We start from the raw sequence: 17,704 nt of genomic DNA, 5'->3' as shown, positions 1-17,704 counted from the left end.
TCACCCTCAGGTGTCTTCGGCCGCACGATCGTCTCAGATCCGCATAAACTGTGGCGTCCGCCGATTCCGAAAGGCTCTCATGGGCTTCGAGATCCCGGTGTGGTTCCAGATCGTCGCGCTGATCGTGCTCGTTCTGATCCTGGCCGCCGACCTTCTCCTCATTCTCCGTCGACCACACATCCCTTCCGCGCGGGAGGCCACGCTGTGGGTCGTGTTCTACGTGTCGCTCGCGCTCGTGTTCGCCCTCATCCTGCTGTGGGTCTCGGGCAGCGCGGATGCGGCGGGCCAGTTCGTCGCCGGGTGGTTGACGGAGTACAGCCTCTCGGTCGACAACCTGTTCGTCTTCGTCCTGCTCATGGGTCAGTTCGCCGTCCCGCGCAAGTACCAGCAGGAGGTGCTGATGGTGGGGATCATCATCGCGCTCGTGCTGCGGGGCATCTTCATCGCGTTCGGCGCCGTTCTGATCGACAACCTCTCGTGGATCTTCTACGTGTTCGGGCTGTTCCTCGTCTGGACCGCCTGGCGTCAGGCCTTCCCCGGTGACGACGAGCACGGCGAGCAGCGGGAGAACGCCGTCGTGCGGATGCTGCGGCGCTTCATCCAGATCCGCGACGAGTACGACGGATCCAAGCTGCGCACGGTCGTCGACGGCAAGAAGGTGTTCACGCCGATGCTGCTGGTCTTCGTGGCGATCGGCTTCACCGACCTCGTCTTCGCGATCGACTCGATCCCGGCGATCTTCGGCATCACACAGAGCGCGTTCATCGTCTTCACCGCGAACATCTTCGCGCTCATGGGGCTGCGGCAGCTCTACTTCCTGCTGGGCGGGCTGCTCGATCGACTGCGCTACCTCCACTACGGGATCGCGTTCATCCTCGCCTTCATCGGCGTGAAGCTCTTCCTGCACGCCCTGCACGAGAACGAGCTGCCCTTCATCAACGGCGGTCACGGCGTCGAGTGGGCGCCCGACATCTCTGCGTGGGTCTCGCTCATCGTCATCGTGGTCGCTATGGCGACGGCGACTATCGCGAGTCTGTTGGCGGCACGGCGCGAGGCCGCATCCGTAGACGAGAGCTGAGTCGCCGCGTCAGAACGCGCGGAGGTTCGCGCCGAGGCCGGCGCCGTCGTACTCGCGACGCAGGACGCCGCGACGGCGGAGGATGGGCACGAGCTCGTCGAGCATGCGGTGCACGGTGACCGGATGCAGATCGCCCCACAGCAGCACACCATCGTTGCCCCAATCGCCGAGCTGCTCGATGCGGTCCGCGAGCTCACCCGCCGTTCCCACCCATCCGGAGCCGTCGGAGATGCGGCCGAGGCGTGCGTGCGCTGCCAGGATCTCCCGCAGCGGCGTCTCTCGCGCGTCATGGTCGCCGACGAGCCGGCGGATGCTGCCGTGCGACACGTGCCCGGCGAACAGCCCCTCGGGCAGCGGCCGGTCGAGATCGAGCGCGGTGAGATCGGTCTCCAGATCCGAGGACTGGCGCCGGGCGATCGCGCGCAGCGCGGATTCGTCGGGCGTGCGGGACGCGGCCACGAGCCGGTCCGCCTCCTCGGCGGAGGAGACGAGCACGGGCTGGATCGCGAACAGCACCTTCACGTCCGACGGGTTCCGTCCGCGCTCACGTGCTGCGCGGTGGATGCTCTCCCGGTAGGCGCGCACGCTCGCCTCATCCAGAGGGGCGAGAGCGAGCTGTACGTCCGAGTGCGCTCCGGCGAAAGCCAGGCCGCGCTCCGACCCGCCCGGCGACACGATCGCGGGTTCACCGTCGGTGAACGGCAGCGCATTCAGCGGGCCGTCGAACCCGAAGTGTTCGCCGCGATGGCGGACCGCTCGCATCCGGGTGCCGTCCGCAAAGCGGTCGTCATCGCGGTCGAGCACCAGGGCGCCCTCGTCCCAACTGCGCCACAGCGAGCGGATGCCGTCCAGCCACTCCTCGGCGCGGTCGTAGGCCGCGTCGTGTCCGAGTGGTGCGTCGGTCCCGAAGTGGCGAGCGCTGCCGGTGTCGGTGACCACGTTCAGCCCCAGCCGGTGACCGCTCAGGTGCTGCAGCGAGGCGAACTGGCGGGCGGCCGTGTAGGGCAGGTACGCCGCGGGATTGACGGTGGGCACGACGCCGAGGTGCTGTGTCGCCGCGAACAGATACGGCGCCAGCACGAACGGATCGTGCTTGGGACCGCCGAAGGCGTGGCGCACCCGCAGATCGATCGTCTCCGCAGAGCCGAGCGAGGGGGCGTCCTCGATGATGAGCAGGTCGAACCCGGCCTGCTCCAGGGCGCGCGCCGATTCCTGGTAGAGGTGCGGGGCGGTCCAGTCGTAGTCCCAGTCCAGGCTGGGCAGCCCCCAGCCGTGCGGGCCGAAACCGCGGGCCAGGAACCACCCGAAATGCTGGGGACGACTCATCCGATGACCTCGATCGTGCGTGACGATGTCGCGAGGGATGCGGCCTTGAGGGCCCGTTCGAGATCGGCGATCAGGTCGTCGGCGTCCTCGATACCGATCGACAGGCGCAGCGTTCCCGGATGCACGCCGAGCGCGGCGCGTGCGTCATCGCTGTGCTGCGCGTGGCTCGTCGTCGCCGGATGCAGTACGAGCGAGCGGACGTCGCCGAGGTGGGTCATGTGGGTCACGACCTGCACGGTCTCGACGAAGGCGCGAGCCGCCTCCTGGCCGCCGTGCAGGGTGAAGGTGAAGACGGAGCCGGCGCCGCGGGGGAGAAGGCGCTCCGCGAGGGCGTGGTGCGGGTGGCTCGCGAGCCCCACGTAGTCGACGGAGGCCACCTCTTCGCGGGTCTCGAGCCACGTCGCGATCCGTGCGGCGTTCGCCGACTGCTCGCGCACCCTCAGGTGCAGCGTCTCGATGCCCTGCGAGACGAGGAAGGCGTTGAGCGGAGACGGAGTCGGGCCCAGCCGCGGTGCCACGGATTCACGCACATAGGCCAGTCGCGCGCGGGCCCCGTGGCGCTCCCAGACGCTCGGAGCGCCGTCGTGGCGCGCGGCCACCAGCTGGGGGAACAACGCTCCGGAGCGGGCGGCGTCGAAGCGGCCGTCGTCGACGATGGCACCGCCCAGAGCCGCGCCGTGTCCGGCCAGGAACTTGCTCGCCGAATGCACGACGACCGCCGCCCCCAGCTCGATCGGTCGCACGAGGTAGGGCGTAGCGAAGGTGTTGTCGACGACGAGCGGGATGCCGTGACCGTCGGCGACGGCGGCGACGGTGGGCACGTCGAGCAGATCATTGCGCGCGTTGCCGATGGACTCCGCGAACAGCGCGCGGGTCTCGGGACGGATCGCGTCCTGCCACGCCCGCGGGTCGGCGATGTCGTCGACGTACGTGACCGTCACCCCGAACCGGGAGAGCAGGTCGTTCACGAGCCCGCGCGTTCCCTCGTAGATGTGGGTGGAGCTGACCAGGTGGTCACCGGCCGAGAGGAGCGACATCAGCGCGACGGAGACCGCAGCCTGCCCGCTGCCGACGAACACCGCACCGGCACCGCCCTCGAGCTCGGCGAGGCGACGTTCGAGGGCGTCGACGGTCGGGTTGCCGGTGCGCGTGTAGCCGTAGCCGTCGCCCGTGGCGAAGTGCGCGGCCGCGTGGTCGAAGTCGTCGAAGCGGAAGCCGGCGGTCATGTAGACCGGGACGGTGCGCGATGCCGCATCCGTCCATTCGGTGCCGCTGTGCACCTGTCGGGTGGCGAATCCATGGGTGGGTTCGGTCATGAGGGTCCTGCCGTCTCGGGTCGCAGCAGCCTACGAGCGCCGACCTCCCGCGGGCGAGTATGCCGACACACAACGTCACCTGAGCGCCGCTGCGTGTGGGCCGCGCCGCCGGAGCGCGGTGGTAGCCTGTGCGGGTGCGGATCGCTCGCCTTCTCCTTCGCAGCCGCGACGAGTCCTAGACCCAGGCCTCCCTCGTCGCGGAGTTCGTTGCGGGCTTGATCCACCGTCATCTCAGGAGAACGACAGCATGAGCAATCCCGATCACTCCGCGGCGTCCGCGCCGCGCACCCTGGCCGAGAAGGTCTGGGACAACCACTTGGTGGTCAAGGGTGAGGACGGCCAGCCCGACCTCATCTACATCGACCTGCATCTCGTGCACGAGGTCACGAGCCCGCAGGCCTTCGACGGTCTTCGTGCCGAAGGGCGTGGCTTGCGCCGCCTGGACCTGACGATCGCGACCGAGGACCACAACACCCCGACTCTGGCCATTGACAAGCCGATCGCCGACCCGACCAGCCGCCTGCAGATCGAGACGCTGCGCCGCAACGCCGCCGAGTTCGGGGTGCGCATCCATTCGCTGGGCGACGCCGAGCAGGGCATCGTCCACGTCGTCGGTCCGCAGCTGGGGCTCACCATGCCCGGCATCACGGTCGTCTGCGGCGACTCGCACACATCCACCCACGGTGCTTTCGGGGCCATGGCCTTCGGCATCGGCACGAGCGAGGTCGAGCACGTCATGGCGACGCAGACCCTGCCGCTGAAGCCGTTCAAGACCATGGCCATCACGGTGGAGGGAACGCTGCGCCCCGGCGTCACCGCGAAGGACATCATCCTTGCGGTCATCGCGAAGATCGGCACCAACGGTGGGCAGGGTTACGTCCTCGAGTTCCGCGGCAGCGCGATCCGCGCCCTCTCGATGGAGGGGCGCATGACGATGTGCAACATGTCGATCGAGGCCGGCGCCCGCGCGGGCATGGTCGCCCCCGACGAGACCACGTTCGCCTACTTGAAGGGCCGTCCACACGCTCCGAAGGGTCAGGACTGGGAGGATGCGGTCGCCTACTGGCGCACGCTCCCGAGCGACGAGGGCGCCGTGTACGACGCGGAGGTCTTCCTCGACGCGGACGAGCTCGAGCCCTTCGTCACGTGGGGCACGAACCCCGGCCAGGGCGTGTCGCTGAACGACGTCGTTCCGACTCCGTCCGAGATCGCGGATCCGAACGAGCGTGTGGCAGCCGAGCGGGCACTGGAGTACATGGATCTCGCCCCCGGCACGAAGCTGAAGGACGTGCCCGTGGATGCGGTCTTCATGGGGTCGTGCACCAACAGCCGTATCGAGGATCTGCGCGCGTTCGCGTCGATCGTGAAGGGCCGCAAGAAAGCCGACGGTGTGCGCGTGATGGTCGTGCCGGGGTCGGCCCGCGTCCGGCTGGAGGCGGAAGCCGAGGGTCTACACCGCATCTTCGAGGACTTCGGTGCCGAGTGGCGCTTCGCCGGCTGCTCGATGTGCCTGGGAATGAACCCGGATCAGCTCGCCCCGGGCGAGCGGTGCGCATCGACGTCGAACCGCAACTTCGAGGGCCGGCAGGGCAAGGGTGGGCGCACGCACCTGGTGTCGCCGCTCGTCGCCGCGGCGACCGCGGTGCGCGGAACGCTGTCGAGTCCGGGAGATCTCGATCCCGTCGAAGAGCCGGCGATCGTCGGGGCGGGGGTCTGACATGGAGAAGTTCAGCGTTCACACCGGTGTCGCAGCGGCGCTCAAGCGTTCCGCCGTCGACACGGACCAGATCATCCCGGCCGTCTACCTCAAGCGCGTGACCAAGACGGGCTTCGAGGACGCCCTGTTCGCCAACTGGCGTCAGGATCCCGATTTCGTGCTGAACCAGCCCGCTTTCGCGCAGAGCTCGATCCTCGTCGCCGGTCCCGACTTCGGAACCGGCTCGAGTCGTGAGCACGCGGTCTGGGCCCTGCGCGACTACGGGTTCAAAGTCGTGCTGAGCCCGAAGTTCGCCGACATCTTCCGCGGCAACGCGGGTAAGCAGGGTCTCGTGACGGGGGTCGTCACCGAAGCCGACAGCGAAGCGCTCTGGGCGGCGATCGACGCACAGCCCGGCATCGAGATGACGGTCGACCTGACGGCGCGCGAGGTCGTCGCGGGCGAGCTCCGGGTCCCGTTCGAGATCGACGATTACACTAGATGGCGGTTGCTGGAGGGCCTCGACGACATCGGGCTGACGCTCCGCAACGAAGACAAGATCGCCGCCTACGAAGCGCGACGCGAATCCTGGAAGCCGCGGACACTCCCGCCCCTTCCCGCACAGTGAGGTACCGCACATGACACTTCTCGGGCAGACGACCGAATCCTCCAGCCCGCTCGCGGAGGAAGCGGAGATCCTCGAGATCCGCGGCGGACGGCCTCTGCGGGGCACCGTCGAGGTGAAGGGGGCGAAGAACCTCGTCACGAAGGCGATGGTCGCCGCCCTCCTGGGCGAGAGCCCGAGCCTCCTGCGGGACGTTCCGATGATCAGCGACGTCGCCGTGGTGCGATCGCTGCTCGAGGTGCACGGCGTTCGCGTGGCCGAGGGCGACGAGCCCGGCTCGCTCGTGCTCGACCCCCGTGACGTCGAGAGCGCCCACATGGAGGAGATCGACGCGCACGCGGGTGCGTCCCGCATCCCGATCCTCTTCTGCGGGCCGCTGCTGCACCGCCTCGGTCAGGCATTCATCCCCGACCTCGGCGGATGCCGCATCGGCGACCGTCCGATCGACTTCCACCTCGACGCGCTGCGCAAGTTCGGCGCGATCGTGGAGAAGCTGCCCAGCGGCATCCGCCTGTCCGCTCCGCGGGGTCTGCACGGCGCCAACATCCACCTGCCCTACCCGAGCGTCGGGGCCACCGAGCAGGTGCTGCTGACCGCCGTGCGTGCACAGGGCATCACGGAGCTGCGCAACGCCGCGATCGAGCCCGAGATCATGGATCTCATCGCGCTGCTGCAGAAGATGGGCGCGATCATCTCCTACGAGCCGAATCGGGTCATCCTCATCGAGGGTGTCCCGAAGCTCAACGGCTACGACCACCGGTCGATCTTCGACCGCAACGAGGCCGCCAGCTGGGCGAGCGCCGCCATCGCCACGGACGGGGAGATCTTCGTCGCCGGTGCGCGCCAGCAGGAGATGCTCACCTTCCTGAACGTGCTCCGCAAGATCGGTGCGCACTTCGAGGTGCGCGAGGACGGCATCCTGTTCGCCCGCGGTGACGCGCTCCAGCCCGTCACGGTCGAGACTGACGTACATCCCGGCTTCATGACCGACTGGCAGCAGCCGCTCATCGTCGCCCTGACGCAGGCGACCGGACGTTCGGTCGTCCACGAGACGGTGTACGAGAACCGCTTCGGCTTCACACAGGCGCTGGTCAAGATGGGGGCGGACATCACGGTCTACCCGCACGGGCTCCAGGAAGGGCCGCGCCGTGTGCCGCGCCGCTCGCTGGAGCAGGCCGCGGTGATCACCGGACCCACCCCGCTGCACGGTGCCGACATCACGGTTCCGGACCTGCGCGGCGGGTACAGCCACGTGATCGCGGCACTGGCCGCAGAGGGCACCTCGACGGTGCGTAACATCGGGATCATCCGCCGCGGGTACGCGGACTTCCTCGCGAAGCTGACCGCGCTCGGCGCCGACTTCGACGTCATCGGCTGATGGCGGCGCCCACGCCCCGTCGGCGGCGCGCGTCGACGGAGAAGACACGGCCGAGCGTCTTCTGGCTGCTCGGCGGGATCGTGGTCCCCTTCGTCGGACTGATCGCCAAGATCGAGATCGAGGGCGAGGAGAACCTGCCCGAAGAAGGCCCGTTCGTCCTGGCCCCCAATCATCACAGCGAGATCGACCCGCTTCTCGTGGCCGTAGCCGTCTGGCGCATGGGTCGCGCCCCGCGGTTCATGGCGAAGGAGAGCCTCTTCCGGGTTCCCGTGCTCGGTTGGGCCCTGCGCGCGACCGGCATGATTCCCGTGGCGCGCGCCTCGAGCGCAGCCGCCGCGAAGCAGGCGCTCGACACGGCACGTCACCTCGCGGAGCGTCGCGCCGGCGTCATCGTGTACCCCGAGGGCACGCTCACCCGCGACCCCGACCTGTGGCCGATGCGCGGAAAGACGGGGGCGGCGCGCCTGGCGCTGGCCGGCGACATCCCTCTCATCCCGATGGCGCAGTGGGGTGCGCAGCAGATCATGCCGCGCTACGGCAAGTTCCGCCTCTGGCCGCTCCGCAGGCGCGTGCGTGTGCGGGTCGGCCAGCCGATCGCGCTCGAGGAGTACCGCGACCGCGCCGCCCATCCCGCGGCGCAGGCGGAGCTCACCACGCGCGTCATGGACGAGATCGCAGGGCTTCTGTCGGATCTGCGCGGCGAGCCGGCCCCCGCCGCACGCTGGGAGCCCGGCGCTCACGGGCAGAGCGAGACGGGCCGCCTTGAGTAGGCGTGGCACCACCCCCATGACCCGCGTCGCCGTGCTCGGTGCGGGCAGCTGGGGCACCACTTTCGGCAAGATCCTCGCGGACGGCGGTGCGAACGTCGTGATGTGGGCACGCCGCCCGGAGCTCGCGAACGAGATCCACACCGGCAAGCGCAACACGAAGTATCTGCCCGGCATCAACCTGCCGCGCACGATGACCGCGACCTCGCACCTCGCAGAGGCGCTCGAGGGCGCAGACCAGGTCTACCTGTCGATCCCGAGCCAGTCGCTGCGCGAGAACCTTGCGGGCGTCCGACCGCTGCTCGAGGGCAGCTCGGTGCCCGTCGTCTCACTCATGAAGGGCGTTGAGAAGCGCACCGGGCTGCGGATGAGTCAGGTCATCGAGCAGGCGCTCGGATGCGACCCGGCGCGCATCGCCGTGGCTTCCGGGCCGAACCTCGCGCTCGAGATCGCCCAGGAGCAGCCCACAGCCGCGGTCATCTCCTCGATCAGCCCCGAGACGGCGGAGGTCGTCGCACGTGCGGCGCGCAACCGCTACTTCCGTTCCTTCGTCAATACGGACGTGATCGGCACCGAGTTCGGCGGTGTGCTGAAGAACCTGATCGCGGTGGCCATCGGCATCGTCGACGGGGTCGGCTACGGCGAGAACACGAAGGCGTCGATCATCACGCGCGGTCTGGTCGAGATGACGGACTTCGCCGTCGCTCAGGGGGCGCAGCCGGAGACCCTGCAGGGTCTCGCCGGGCTCGGCGACCTGATCGCCACGTGCCAATCCCCGCTCAGCCGAAACAACACGGCCGGCAGGCTTCTGGGACAGGGGTACAAGTTCCAGGACGTCGTGGCGCAGATGCAGCAGACGGCGGAAGGGCTCGCATCCGTCGCCCCCATCCTGCAGCTGGCCAAGGCGAGCGGCGTGCAGATGCCGATCGTCGAGCAGGTCAAGCGCGTGCTGGACGGCACGATGAATCCGCGCGAGATCGCCCCTCACCTGACCACCGACGACGACACCCCGCAGGGGGAGAGGACCCAGCATGGACAAGCCGGTAGTGGTGGTGCTCTTTGGCGGTCGCTCCAGCGAGCATTCGATCAGCTCCGCCACGGCGGGCGGGGTTCTGGGCTCGCTTGACCGCGAGCGCTACCGGGTGATCCCGGTCGGCCTCACCCGCGAGGGCGCCTTCGTGCTGGAGGACGACGACCCGGACAAGTTCGCCCTCGTCGCCGACAAGCTGCCTGCCGTCGTCGACAACGGCACGCGCATCGTCTGGCCAGAGGCCGCGGGCGACCGGCAGCTGCGTGTCCGCGAAGCGGACGGCACGGTTCGCGAGTTGGGCGCAGTGGATGCGGTTCTGCCGATCCTGCACGGCTCACACGGTGAGGACGGCACCATCCAGGGCTTCTTCGACACGCTCGAGCTCGCTTACGCCGGCGGTGGGGTGATCGACTCCGCGCTGTGCATGGACAAGCACTTCATGAAGGTCGCGCTGCACGCGGACGGCATCCCGGTCTCGCCCGGGGTGACGTTGCGCCGCGCTGAGTGGAACGACAACACGGATGCGGTGCGCCCGCGCCTCGCGCACCTCGAGCTTCCCTGGTTCGTCAAGCCGGCTCGGGCGGGCTCGAGCGTGGGCGTCTCGAAGGTGCACTCCGCCGACGAACTCGACGCGGCGCTGCGGATCGCCTTCGACGAGGACGACAAGGTTCTCGTCGAACAGGGCATCATCGGACGCGAGGTCGAGGTGGGTGTCCTGGAAGGGCGCGACGGCGTCGTGCGCGCTTCGCTTCCGGGCGAGATCGTGTTGAGCTCGCGGGAGTTCTACGACTTCGAGGGCAAGTACCTCGGCGGCGACGGAGTCGACGTCGTGTGCCCCGCAGCCATGACCGATGCCGAGATCGACGCGGTCCGTGACATGGCGCTGCGCGCTTTCGCCGCCGTCGACGGCCGCGGTCTCGCACGCGTCGACTTCTTCCTGACCGCCGACGGCCCGATCGTCAACGAGTTGAACACGATGCCCGGCTTCACACCGATCTCGATGTTCCCGAAGTGCTGGATCGCGTCCGGACTGAGCTACTCCGAGCTGCTGTCGGAGCTCATCGAGACGGCGCTCGCGCGGCGCTGACGCCTACGAGGTGCCGGGGCGTGCGGTGCACTCCCCGTCCTTGGGCAGTTTCGCGACCAGCGACGACAGACTGTCGAGCACGTCGACGCTGGAGACCACGTCGTTGTCCAGGTAGATCTCCACGGCGGGCGTGCGCCCGAAGCTCGTGAGGCGGTATCGGGGCGCGTCGCTGTCGTCGATGAGCCAGTCCACGCCCGACACCGTCTGGCAGACGAGGGTCGAGGGCCCCGGCGGAGTCACGCCGCAGGTCAGGATGACGGCGGCCGGGTCGCCCCACGCCCCCGTCGCCTGCGCGTCCGTCCACCGACGGTCCTGGCCCGCCACATTCTGCGGCAGGTAGGCGGTGATATCCGCGCAGTGCGGATCGTTCGCGGCCGGGGCGGGTTCGAGCGCGACCGTGCTGCTGCAGCCGGTGAGCGCGAGCAGCGCGAGGGCGACGGCTGCCAGGCGGCCGAGTCGGGGGCGGATCACCCCTTCAGGCTAACCCCGGCCGCGGCCGCATTCGTCTCGCGTCAGCGCCGTGGAAGGTAGCGTGGCGGGGTGGACGAGCGTACCGAGACGACCGTGGCGGAGCTCAGCGAGCGCGAGATCCTGCGCCGCATCCTTGCACGCGTCGGGGCGGGCTCCGCCGTGGTCGGCCCTGGCGACGACGCGGCGGTGCTGGCCCCTGCCGGGCAGATCGTCGCGACCGTCGACACCCTCGTTCACGGTCCGGATTTCCGGCTCGCGTGGACCGGCGGATTCGACCTCGGCTGGAAGGCCGCCGCCGTGAACCTCGCGGACGTCGCCGCGATGGGCGCTCGCCCGACGGCGCTGCTCGTGGCCCTCGCGATGCCCGACGATACGACGATCGGCTTCGTCGAGGCCGTGGCGGACGGCCTGCGCGCGGCGTGCGACGAGCTCGCTCCGGGATGCGCCGTCGAGGGCGGCGACCTGACGGTCTCCGACACGCTGACCATCGCCGTCACGGCGCTGGGCGAGCTCGACGGTGCCGCGGTGCTCCGCTCCGGGGCGCGCGAGGGCGACACGGTCGCGGTCGCGGGAGAGCTGGGCGGTGCCGCGCGAGGATTGCGGCTCCTGTTCACGCGGTTCCGTGATACCGATCTTCGCCCCGTGCCGGTGGATTCGCAGGTGCTCACGGATGCGGAACGCGACGACATCGCGGCGCAGTTGCGCCCGCATCCGCCGATCGCCATCGGGCCGCGGGCCGCGGCGGCAGGGGCGCACGCCATGATGGACGTCTCCGACGGTCTCGTGCTGGACGCGACGCGCCTGGCCGACGCCTCGGGGGTCACGATCGCGCTCGATGCGGCATCGCTCGGTCCGGATGCGGACACCGTGCTGAGCGGTGGAGAAGATCACGCCCTCCTCGCCACCTTCCCCGCGCACCTCGCTCTGCCCGAGGGCTTCCGGCCGATCGGGAGGGTGCGTACGCGCGGCGAACATCCGGTCACGGTCGACGGTGCGAGTCCCGCCGATCGCGGCGGATGGGATCCTTACGCGGATTGGGACGCCGGTCGCGGCTGAGCCCACCACAGCGCGGTGTCGCCGTGACGGCGCTCGCGCACCTGCTCCAGGTCGGCTTGCTCCCACTCGGGTTCGGCGGAGCGTTTTGCCCGCTCGACGACGACGAGAGCGTCGCCGGTGAGCAGAGGCCGCAGGAGCGCGAGCGCCTCGGCGAGATCCTCGTCGGCGATGTCGTAGGGCGGGTCGAGGAACACAAGGTCGTACGCGGCCGCGCCCTGGCGCAGGAAGGCGTTGACGGTGCTGCGGTGCGCCCGCGCGGTCGCGCCGGTCGCGCGGGCGATGACCTCGGCGTTGCGCCGCACGACGGCGGCCGCCTTCGGGTTGTGCTCGACGAGGTCGACGTGCGCCGCCCCGCGGCTGAGCGCCTCGAGGCCGAGCGCACCCGAACCTGCGTACAGGTCCAGCACGCGGGCGCCGGCAAGGAGGTCCTGGGACTCGAGCGCGGCGAAGAGAGACTCGCGGACGCGGTCGCTCGTGGGCCTGGTGCCGCTGGCCGGCACGTCGAGTCGGAGTCCGCCGGCGGCTCCGGCGATGATGCGCGTCACCCCCTCACCCTACCGACGGGCGTGGGGGAGGCCCGCCGTAGAATCGGGTCATGTCCGTCACCCTCGACTCCCGTCTCGACGGGGTGATCGGAGGCAAGGCCGCGACAACCCTGCAGCGGGCGTTCGGGATGCGGACGGTGAGTGATCTGCTCACGCACTACCCGCGTCGGTACGCGAAGCACGGCGAACTCACCCCCATCGACTCGTTGACGGTCGACGAGCAGGTCACGATCGTCGCGCAGGTCAAGAGCGTCACCGATCGGAGGATGAAGAACCGGCGCGGTTCGATTCTCGAGGTCGTCATCACCGACGGCCGCGGCGACCTCGTGCTCACCTTCTTCAACCAGTCGTGGCGTCAGGATCAGCTCAAGGTCGGCCGACGCGGCACCTTCTCGGGCAAGGTCGGCGAGTATCGCCGTCAGATGCAGCTCGCGCATCCGGACTACCAGCTGTTCGAAGACGAGAGCGTGGCGCTGATGAACGCGCAGGCGTACGCCTCGCAGCCCATCCCGATCTACCCCGCGACCGCGTCCCTGTCGAGTTGGAAGATCGGTGAGTTGATCTCCCACACACTCGATCTGCTCGCTCCTCTCGACGATCCGATCCCCGACGACATTCGCGCCCGGGAAGGCCTGCTGAGCTTCCGGGAGGCTTTGGAGCGCGTGCATCGACCGGACTTCGACGACGTCATCGACCAGGCGACGCACACTCTCCGCTGGCAGGAGGCGCTCGTCCTGCAGACCGCCCTGCTCCAGCAGCGCCAGCTCGTGCGCGCCCTGGCCGCGGAGCCCCGGCCGGCGGGGTCTCTGCTCGAGCGCTTCGATGCGGCGCTGCCCTTCGACCGCACGCCGGACCAGGTCTCGGTCGGCGAGTCGATCGCCGCCGATCTCGTCGGTCCATGGCCCATGAACCGCCTGGTGCAGGGCGAGGTGGGCTCGGGCAAGACCCTCGTGGCACTGCGCGCCATGCTCCAGGTGGCCCAGAGCGGTGGGCAGTCGGCGCTGATCGCCCCGACGGAGGTGCTCGCCGCGCAGCATCTGCGTTCGCTCACCAAGATGCTCGGTCCGGCCCTCGCTCCCGAGCTCATGCCGACGCTGCTCACCGGACAGATGGGCGCCGCAGAACGACGCAAGGCGGCCTTGCGGGTCGCCGCCGGGCAGGCGCTCATCGTGGTCGGCACGCACGCGCTGCTCAGCGACAAGACGACCTTCGCCGACCTCGCCCTGGTCGTCGTCGACGAGCAGCACCGGTTCGGCGTCGAGCAGCGCGAGACGCTCCGCGCCAAGGGTACGAGCCCGCATGCGCTCGTGCTCACAGCCACACCGATCCCGCGCACCGTGGCGATGACCGTGTTCGGCGACCTCGACGTCTCCACGATCCGCACGATGCCCGCAGGACGGGCCGGCATCGAGTCGTTCGTCGCACCGGTGGGCGAGAAACCCGCCTGGTTCGAGCGCGTCTGGATGCGGGCGGCGGAGGAGGTCGAGAAGGGCTATCAGGTCTTCGTGGTGTGTCCGGCGATCGACGTCGAGCCCGAGACCGCGATCGCCGAAGCCGGACAGGAGCCGTCGACCACGATCGACGATCTCCCCGACGACGCCGGCGCCGCTCGTCCACGGTGGGGCGTCGTGCAGGTCGTCGGGCTCCTCGCCGAGCATCCCCGGTTCGCCGAGAAACGCATCGCGCTGCTGCACGGCAAGCTCCCCTCGGACGAGAAGGATGCGGTCATGCGCGCCTTCGCCGCCGGCGACATCGACGTGCTCGTGGCGACGACGGTCGTCGAGGTCGGCGTCGATGTGCCGAACGCGTCGACGATGATCATCCTCGACGCCGATCGGTTCGGTGTCTCGCAGCTGCACCAGCTCCGCGGGCGCGTCGGGCGAGGTGCCGTGCCGGGGCTGTGCCTGCTCGTCACGGACGCGCCGCCGCGCACATCCGCCCGCACCCGCGTCGAGGCGGTCGCGGCGACGCTCGACGGTTTCGAGCTCGCCGAGGTCGATCTCCAGCTGCGAGGTGAGGGCAACGTCCTCGGCGCAGCGCAGTCAGGAGCACGGTCTTCGCTGCGGATGTTGCGTGTCGTCACCGACGCCGACCTCATCGCCAGGGCGCGCGGCGACGGCGAGGTGATCCTGGCCGACGACCCGGCGCTGCTGCGGCATCCCGGGCTCGCGGGTGCCATCGAGCGTCGACTGGATGCCGACGAACGCGCGGCCCTGGGAAAGAACTGACGGCTTCCCGGCGCGTTCCTCGTCCGCCGAAGGCGCCCCGCTAGGGTGAGAGGGTGAGCAACCGGATCGCCGTCGTCCCCGGCTCCTTCGACCCGCCGACCCTCGGTCACCTCGACGTCATCCGTCGTGCCGCGGGTCTGTACGACGAGGTCCACGTGCTCGTCGTACACAATCCCGGCAAGGAAGCGATGCTCCCCATCGCGCAGCGTGTCTCCCTGCTGGAGCAGTCGATCCGCGAGGACGGCTTCCCGGCCGAGCATGTCACGGTGGCCTCCTGGAGCGTCGGCCTGCTGGTGGACTACGCTACCGAGGTCGGTGCCGGCGTGCTCGTGAAGGGCATCCGCTCGCAGGTGGACGTCGCCTACGAGACGCCGATGGCGATCGTCAACCGGCATCTGGCGGGCGTCGAGACCGTGTTCCTGCTGCCCGACCCCTCGCACGCGCTCGTATCGAGCTCGCTCGTGCGACAGGTTGCCTCTCTCGGCGGCGATGTGTCGCCGTACGTACCGCCGGTCGTCTCGCGATTCCTGGACACGGGCGGCCGGGGCATCTGACGGACCTCGCCACGCGCCGGCGGGCTAGACTCTCCGGGTGAGAAATCGTCGACCCGGCCCCTTCAGCATCGGTGTGCGTGACATCGTCAATCGCCCCGGCGAGATGCGCGAGGTGTCCTTCGATGTCCCCGCACCCGTGAAGTGGGGCGAGGGACTCGTCTCTGTGGTACAGGGCGAAGAGGTGCACATCGAGGCTCGTCTGGAGTCCGTTCACGAGGGCATCCTCGTCACCGGCGACGTCGAGGCGGAGTACACGGGAGTGTGCGGGCGATGCCTCATCGACATCGCCGCGCCCGTCGAAGTCGAGTTCCAGGAGCTTTTCGCGTATCCTGGATCGGAAGCGTCCGACTTCGAAGTTCAAGACGACCACGTGGATCTTGAAAATCTGGTCAGGGATGGCGTCGTCCTGTCGCTTCCGTTCCAGCCGGTGTGCCGGCCGGATTGCCCAGGTCTCGACCCCGAGACCGGTGAGCGTCTGGCAGACCACCCCGCGCAGGCACCGCGCGAAGCCCTCGATCCTCGCTGGGCAGCGCTTGCGGACCTGGTAGCGGAACCGGCCACGGAGCCCGGCGACGCAGGACAAAGCACACAGACCTCGTAGAAAGAGAAGACCATGGCAGGTAACCCCCCGAAGCGCAAGGTTTCGCGCTCCAACACCCGTTCGCGCCGCGCGCAGTGGAAGGCCGAGGCTCCCGCCCTCGTCAAGACCATCGAGAACGGCAAGGTCGTCTACAGCCGCCCGCACCAGGCGAAGGTCGTCACCGACTCGCAGGGTACCGAGCTGTTCCTCGAGTACAAGGGCCGCAAGGTCGCTGACATCTGAGCCGCGTTCCGTGACGGACGCTGCTGCGGATCTCTCCGCACTTTCCGAGAAGCTCGGGGTCGATATCGACCCCGAGCTTCTTGCGCTGGCGCTGACACATCGCTCGTACGCGTACGAGCACGGCCAGATCCCGCACAACGAGCGTCTCGAGTTCCTCGGGGACTCTGTGCTCGGACAAGCCGTGACGGTCAAGCTCTACCGTTCGCACCCCGAGCTCGACGAGGGTTCGTTGGCCAAGCGTCGGGCGAGTGTCGTGTCGACGGTCGCCCTCGCAGAGGTCGCCCGCTCCATCGGCTTGGGCGCGTACATCCGGCTCGGCCGCGGTGAGCAGCTGACCCGTGGCGACGACAAGGACTCGATCCTCGCCGACACGACCGAGGCGATCATCGGCGCGACGTACCTGTCCGCCGGGGCGGATGCCGCGACGGGCCTCGTCCTGCGCCTCATCGAACCGCTGCTCGCCGACCCGGAGCGCTACGACGCCGCCGTCGACCCGAAGACCGCGTTGCAGGAGCTCGCGGCCCGGATGGGGCTGCCCGCACCCGTGTACCGGGTGGATTCGACGGGGCCCGACCACGCCCGGGTCTTCGAAGGCACCGTGACGGTGGGCGAGGTGAGCACCACCGGATCCGGCACGAGCAAGAAACAGGCCGAGATGGCCGCTGCCCTGACGGCGTGGCGCACTCTCAGCGGACGCGCCTGAGGTGCCCGAGCTCCCCGAGGTCGAAGTCGTGCGCGCGGGTCTCGCGCCCGCCCTCGCCGGCGCCTTCGTGAACGGCGTGGAGGTGCTCGACGAGCGCGCGCTGACACGTCATCGCGGCGACGGTTCGCACTTCGAGACCGAGCTCGCGGGACGCACGTTCGGCGCGCCCGCGCGCCGGGGCAAGTTCCTCTGGATCCCGTTGGCGGATGCGGCGGAGCAGGCCGTCGTCGCGCACCTCGGGATGAGCGGGCAGATGCTTCTGCGCGAGCCGGGCGCGCCCCGCGAGCGTCACGAGCGCGTGCGGTTCGATATCCGGCATCCGCAGCACGGCGAGCTGGCGGTCGTTTTCGCCGATCAGCGCACGTTCGGCTCCCTCGCCGTGGATCACCTCGTGCCCACCGGTGACGGGGCGGCGGGAGGCTACGGCACAGATCGCCCGAGCGTTCCGACGCAGGTGTCGCACATCGCGCGCGACCCGCTCGATCCGGCGTTCCACGACGCGGGCTTTCGCCGTCTCGTCGCGGGCAAGCGGTCGGGCATCAAGCGGGTCCTGCTCGATCAGGGTGTGGTGAGCGGCATCGGCAACATCTACGCCGATGAGGCCCTGTGGGCCGCCCGGATCCACCCCGAAACCGTCGCTGCGACGCTGAGCACCCGCGCCGTGAACCGCCTCCTCGCCGAAGTGCGCGCCGTGCTGCAGAAGGCACTCGCGGAGGGCGGCACGAGCTTCGACGCCCAGTACGTCAACGTGAACGGACAGGCCGGGTACTTCGCACACTCCTTGAACTCGTACGGGCGAACCGGCCAGCCGTGCCCCCGGTGTGGCCGGCCAATCGTTCGCGTGTCGTTCATGAACCGGTCGAGCCACTACTGCCCGCACTGCCAGCGATTGCGCTGAAGCTGCCGAATCCGACAGGTATGATTCGGCGCCAGGCTGGCCGGTGCCACAGTGGACACAGACGGAAATGCGCCCTCGCAGGCCTATAGGATCAGATACAACGTTAAGCGCGCCCTTGTGGCA

At 69.4% G+C, this 17,704-nt stretch carries 18 protein-coding genes; 14 read left to right on the top strand and 4 right to left on the bottom strand.

The features are described from left to right. Window positions 1-79 precede the first annotated feature (79 nt). On the top strand, window positions 80-1,078 hold the full coding sequence (locus tag ACYVJS_RS13640; RefSeq protein WP_460740426.1) for a TerC/Alx family metal homeostasis membrane protein: 999 nt from the start codon (window positions 80-82) through the stop codon (window positions 1,076-1,078). A 9-nt stretch (window positions 1,079-1,087) separates the two neighbouring features. On the opposite strand, the gene ACYVJS_RS13635 is transcribed toward ACYVJS_RS13640, so the two are convergent. After that, the gene (locus tag ACYVJS_RS13635; protein WP_460740424.1) at window positions 1,088-2,404 is read right to left on the bottom strand and encodes an LLM class flavin-dependent oxidoreductase; all 1,317 of its coding nucleotides are present in this window, start codon (window positions 2,402-2,404) and stop codon (window positions 1,088-1,090) included. Next, window positions 2,401-3,720 carry an O-acetylhomoserine aminocarboxypropyltransferase/cysteine synthase family protein gene (locus tag ACYVJS_RS13630; RefSeq protein WP_460740423.1) on the bottom strand — a complete coding sequence of 440 codons (1,320 nt, stop codon included), beginning with the start codon at window positions 3,718-3,720 and terminating at the stop codon, window positions 2,401-2,403. Before ACYVJS_RS13630 ends, ACYVJS_RS13635 begins: the two co-directional genes overlap by 4 nt. Before the next feature lie 247 nt (window positions 3,721-3,967). Here ACYVJS_RS13630 and leuC point away from each other — a divergent pair, with 247 nt between their 5' ends. From leuC to ACYVJS_RS13600, 6 genes are read left to right on the top strand one after another with little or no spacing between them, the layout of a single operon-like run. Beyond that, the gene (leuC, locus tag ACYVJS_RS13625) at window positions 3,968-5,437 is read left to right on the top strand and encodes a 3-isopropylmalate dehydratase large subunit (RefSeq protein ID WP_460740422.1); all 1,470 of its coding nucleotides are present in this window, start codon (window positions 3,968-3,970) and stop codon (window positions 5,435-5,437) included. A 1-nt stretch (window position 5,438) separates the two neighbouring features. Further along, entirely contained in the window at window positions 5,439-6,044 is a 606-nt protein-coding gene (gene leuD / locus ACYVJS_RS13620; RefSeq protein WP_460740421.1) for a 3-isopropylmalate dehydratase small subunit, read from the top strand. 10 nt (window positions 6,045-6,054) lie between these two features. Further along, window positions 6,055-7,419: a UDP-N-acetylglucosamine 1-carboxyvinyltransferase gene (gene murA, locus ACYVJS_RS13615; protein ID WP_460740420.1), complete on the top strand. Its 1,365-nt coding sequence runs from the start codon at window positions 6,055-6,057 to the stop codon at window positions 7,417-7,419. Beyond that, window positions 7,419-8,189, top strand: a complete 771-nt coding sequence (locus tag ACYVJS_RS13610) for a lysophospholipid acyltransferase family protein (RefSeq protein ID WP_243227669.1) — start codon at window positions 7,419-7,421, stop codon at window positions 8,187-8,189. Before murA ends, ACYVJS_RS13610 begins: the two co-directional genes overlap by 1 nt. A gap of 16 nt (window positions 8,190-8,205) precedes the next feature. Further along, on the top strand, window positions 8,206-9,312 hold the full coding sequence (locus ACYVJS_RS13605) for an NAD(P)H-dependent glycerol-3-phosphate dehydrogenase (RefSeq protein WP_460740419.1): 1,107 nt from the start codon (window positions 8,206-8,208) through the stop codon (window positions 9,310-9,312). Beyond that, window positions 9,218-10,303 (top strand): D-alanine--D-alanine ligase family protein, encoded by a 1,086-nt coding sequence (locus ACYVJS_RS13600; RefSeq protein ID WP_460740418.1) that lies wholly within the window; start codon window positions 9,218-9,220, stop codon window positions 10,301-10,303. The genes ACYVJS_RS13605 and ACYVJS_RS13600 overlap by 95 nt, the downstream gene beginning before the upstream one ends. A 3-nt stretch (window positions 10,304-10,306) precedes the next feature. Here the strand turns inward: ACYVJS_RS13600 and ACYVJS_RS13595 are convergent, their stop codons facing one another. Further along, window positions 10,307-10,774, bottom strand: coding sequence for a DUF3515 family protein (locus tag ACYVJS_RS13595; RefSeq protein WP_460740417.1), 468 nt, complete (start codon window positions 10,772-10,774; stop codon window positions 10,307-10,309). 69 nt (window positions 10,775-10,843) lie between these two features. Between ACYVJS_RS13595 and thiL the strand changes: the two genes are divergently transcribed. Further along, window positions 10,844-11,830, top strand: coding sequence for a thiamine-phosphate kinase (thiL, locus tag ACYVJS_RS13590; RefSeq protein WP_460740416.1), 987 nt, complete (start codon window positions 10,844-10,846; stop codon window positions 11,828-11,830). On the opposite strand, the gene rsmD is transcribed toward thiL, so the two are convergent. Then, the gene (gene rsmD, locus ACYVJS_RS13585) at window positions 11,800-12,375 is read right to left on the bottom strand and encodes a 16S rRNA (guanine(966)-N(2))-methyltransferase RsmD (RefSeq protein ID WP_460740415.1); all 576 of its coding nucleotides are present in this window, start codon (window positions 12,373-12,375) and stop codon (window positions 11,800-11,802) included. The genes thiL and rsmD overlap by 31 nt on opposite strands. A gap of 50 nt (window positions 12,376-12,425) precedes the next feature. Here rsmD and ACYVJS_RS13580 point away from each other — a divergent pair, with 50 nt between their 5' ends. From ACYVJS_RS13580 to mutM, 6 genes are all read left to right on the top strand, one after another. Then, the gene (locus tag ACYVJS_RS13580; protein ID WP_460740414.1) at window positions 12,426-14,603 is read left to right on the top strand and encodes an ATP-dependent DNA helicase RecG; all 2,178 of its coding nucleotides are present in this window, start codon (window positions 12,426-12,428) and stop codon (window positions 14,601-14,603) included. A gap of 53 nt (window positions 14,604-14,656) precedes the next feature. Beyond that, window positions 14,657-15,157 (top strand): pantetheine-phosphate adenylyltransferase, encoded by a 501-nt coding sequence (gene coaD / locus ACYVJS_RS13575; RefSeq protein WP_137417165.1) that lies wholly within the window; start codon window positions 14,657-14,659, stop codon window positions 15,155-15,157. Window positions 15,158-15,260: 103 nt separating this feature from the next. Next, window positions 15,261-15,758: a YceD family protein gene (locus tag ACYVJS_RS13570; RefSeq protein WP_460740825.1), complete on the top strand. Its 498-nt coding sequence runs from the start codon at window positions 15,261-15,263 to the stop codon at window positions 15,756-15,758. 12 nt (window positions 15,759-15,770) lie between these two features. Continuing rightward, complete coding sequence (gene rpmF, locus ACYVJS_RS13565) at window positions 15,771-15,980, top strand: 50S ribosomal protein L32 (protein WP_045248451.1); 210 nt, start codon at window positions 15,771-15,773, stop codon at window positions 15,978-15,980. A gap of 10 nt (window positions 15,981-15,990) precedes the next feature. Continuing rightward, window positions 15,991-16,683: a ribonuclease III gene (gene rnc / locus ACYVJS_RS13560; RefSeq protein WP_274285497.1), complete on the top strand. Its 693-nt coding sequence runs from the start codon at window positions 15,991-15,993 to the stop codon at window positions 16,681-16,683. A gap of 1 nt (window position 16,684) precedes the next feature. Then, window positions 16,685-17,581: a bifunctional DNA-formamidopyrimidine glycosylase/DNA-(apurinic or apyrimidinic site) lyase gene (mutM, locus tag ACYVJS_RS13555; protein ID WP_460740413.1), complete on the top strand. Its 897-nt coding sequence runs from the start codon at window positions 16,685-16,687 to the stop codon at window positions 17,579-17,581. Window positions 17,582-17,704: the final 123 nt, after the last annotated feature.

The organism is Microbacterium neimengense, from assembly GCF_054782995.1.
This window is presented reverse-complemented; position numbering and strand designations above follow the sequence as displayed.

Bases quoted from the DNA above. Each gene is read 5' to 3' on its own strand.
- ACYVJS_RS13640 (WP_460740426.1), top strand. From the start codon at position 80: ATGGGCTTCGAGATCCCGGTGTGGTTCCAGATCGTCGCGCTGATCGTG.
- ACYVJS_RS13635 (WP_460740424.1), bottom strand. From the start codon at position 2,404: ATGAGTCGTCCCCAGCATTTCGGGTGGTTCCTGGCCCGCGGTTTCGGC.
- ACYVJS_RS13630 (WP_460740423.1), bottom strand. From the start codon at position 3,720: ATGACCGAACCCACCCATGGATTCGCCACCCGACAGGTGCACAGCGGC.
- leuC (WP_460740422.1), top strand. From the start codon at position 3,968: ATGAGCAATCCCGATCACTCCGCGGCGTCCGCGCCGCGCACCCTGGCC.
- leuD (WP_460740421.1), top strand. From the start codon at position 5,439: ATGGAGAAGTTCAGCGTTCACACCGGTGTCGCAGCGGCGCTCAAGCGT.
- murA (WP_460740420.1), top strand. From the start codon at position 6,055: ATGACACTTCTCGGGCAGACGACCGAATCCTCCAGCCCGCTCGCGGAG.
- ACYVJS_RS13610 (WP_243227669.1), top strand. From the start codon at position 7,419: ATGGCGGCGCCCACGCCCCGTCGGCGGCGCGCGTCGACGGAGAAGACA.
- ACYVJS_RS13605 (WP_460740419.1), top strand. From the start codon at position 8,206: ATGACCCGCGTCGCCGTGCTCGGTGCGGGCAGCTGGGGCACCACTTTC.
- ACYVJS_RS13600 (WP_460740418.1), top strand. From the start codon at position 9,218: ATGGACAAGCCGGTAGTGGTGGTGCTCTTTGGCGGTCGCTCCAGCGAG.
- ACYVJS_RS13580 (WP_460740414.1), top strand. From the start codon at position 12,426: ATGTCCGTCACCCTCGACTCCCGTCTCGACGGGGTGATCGGAGGCAAG.
- ACYVJS_RS13570 (WP_460740825.1), top strand. From the start codon at position 15,261: ATGCGCGAGGTGTCCTTCGATGTCCCCGCACCCGTGAAGTGGGGCGAG.
- rpmF (WP_045248451.1), top strand. From the start codon at position 15,771: ATGGCAGGTAACCCCCCGAAGCGCAAGGTTTCGCGCTCCAACACCCGT.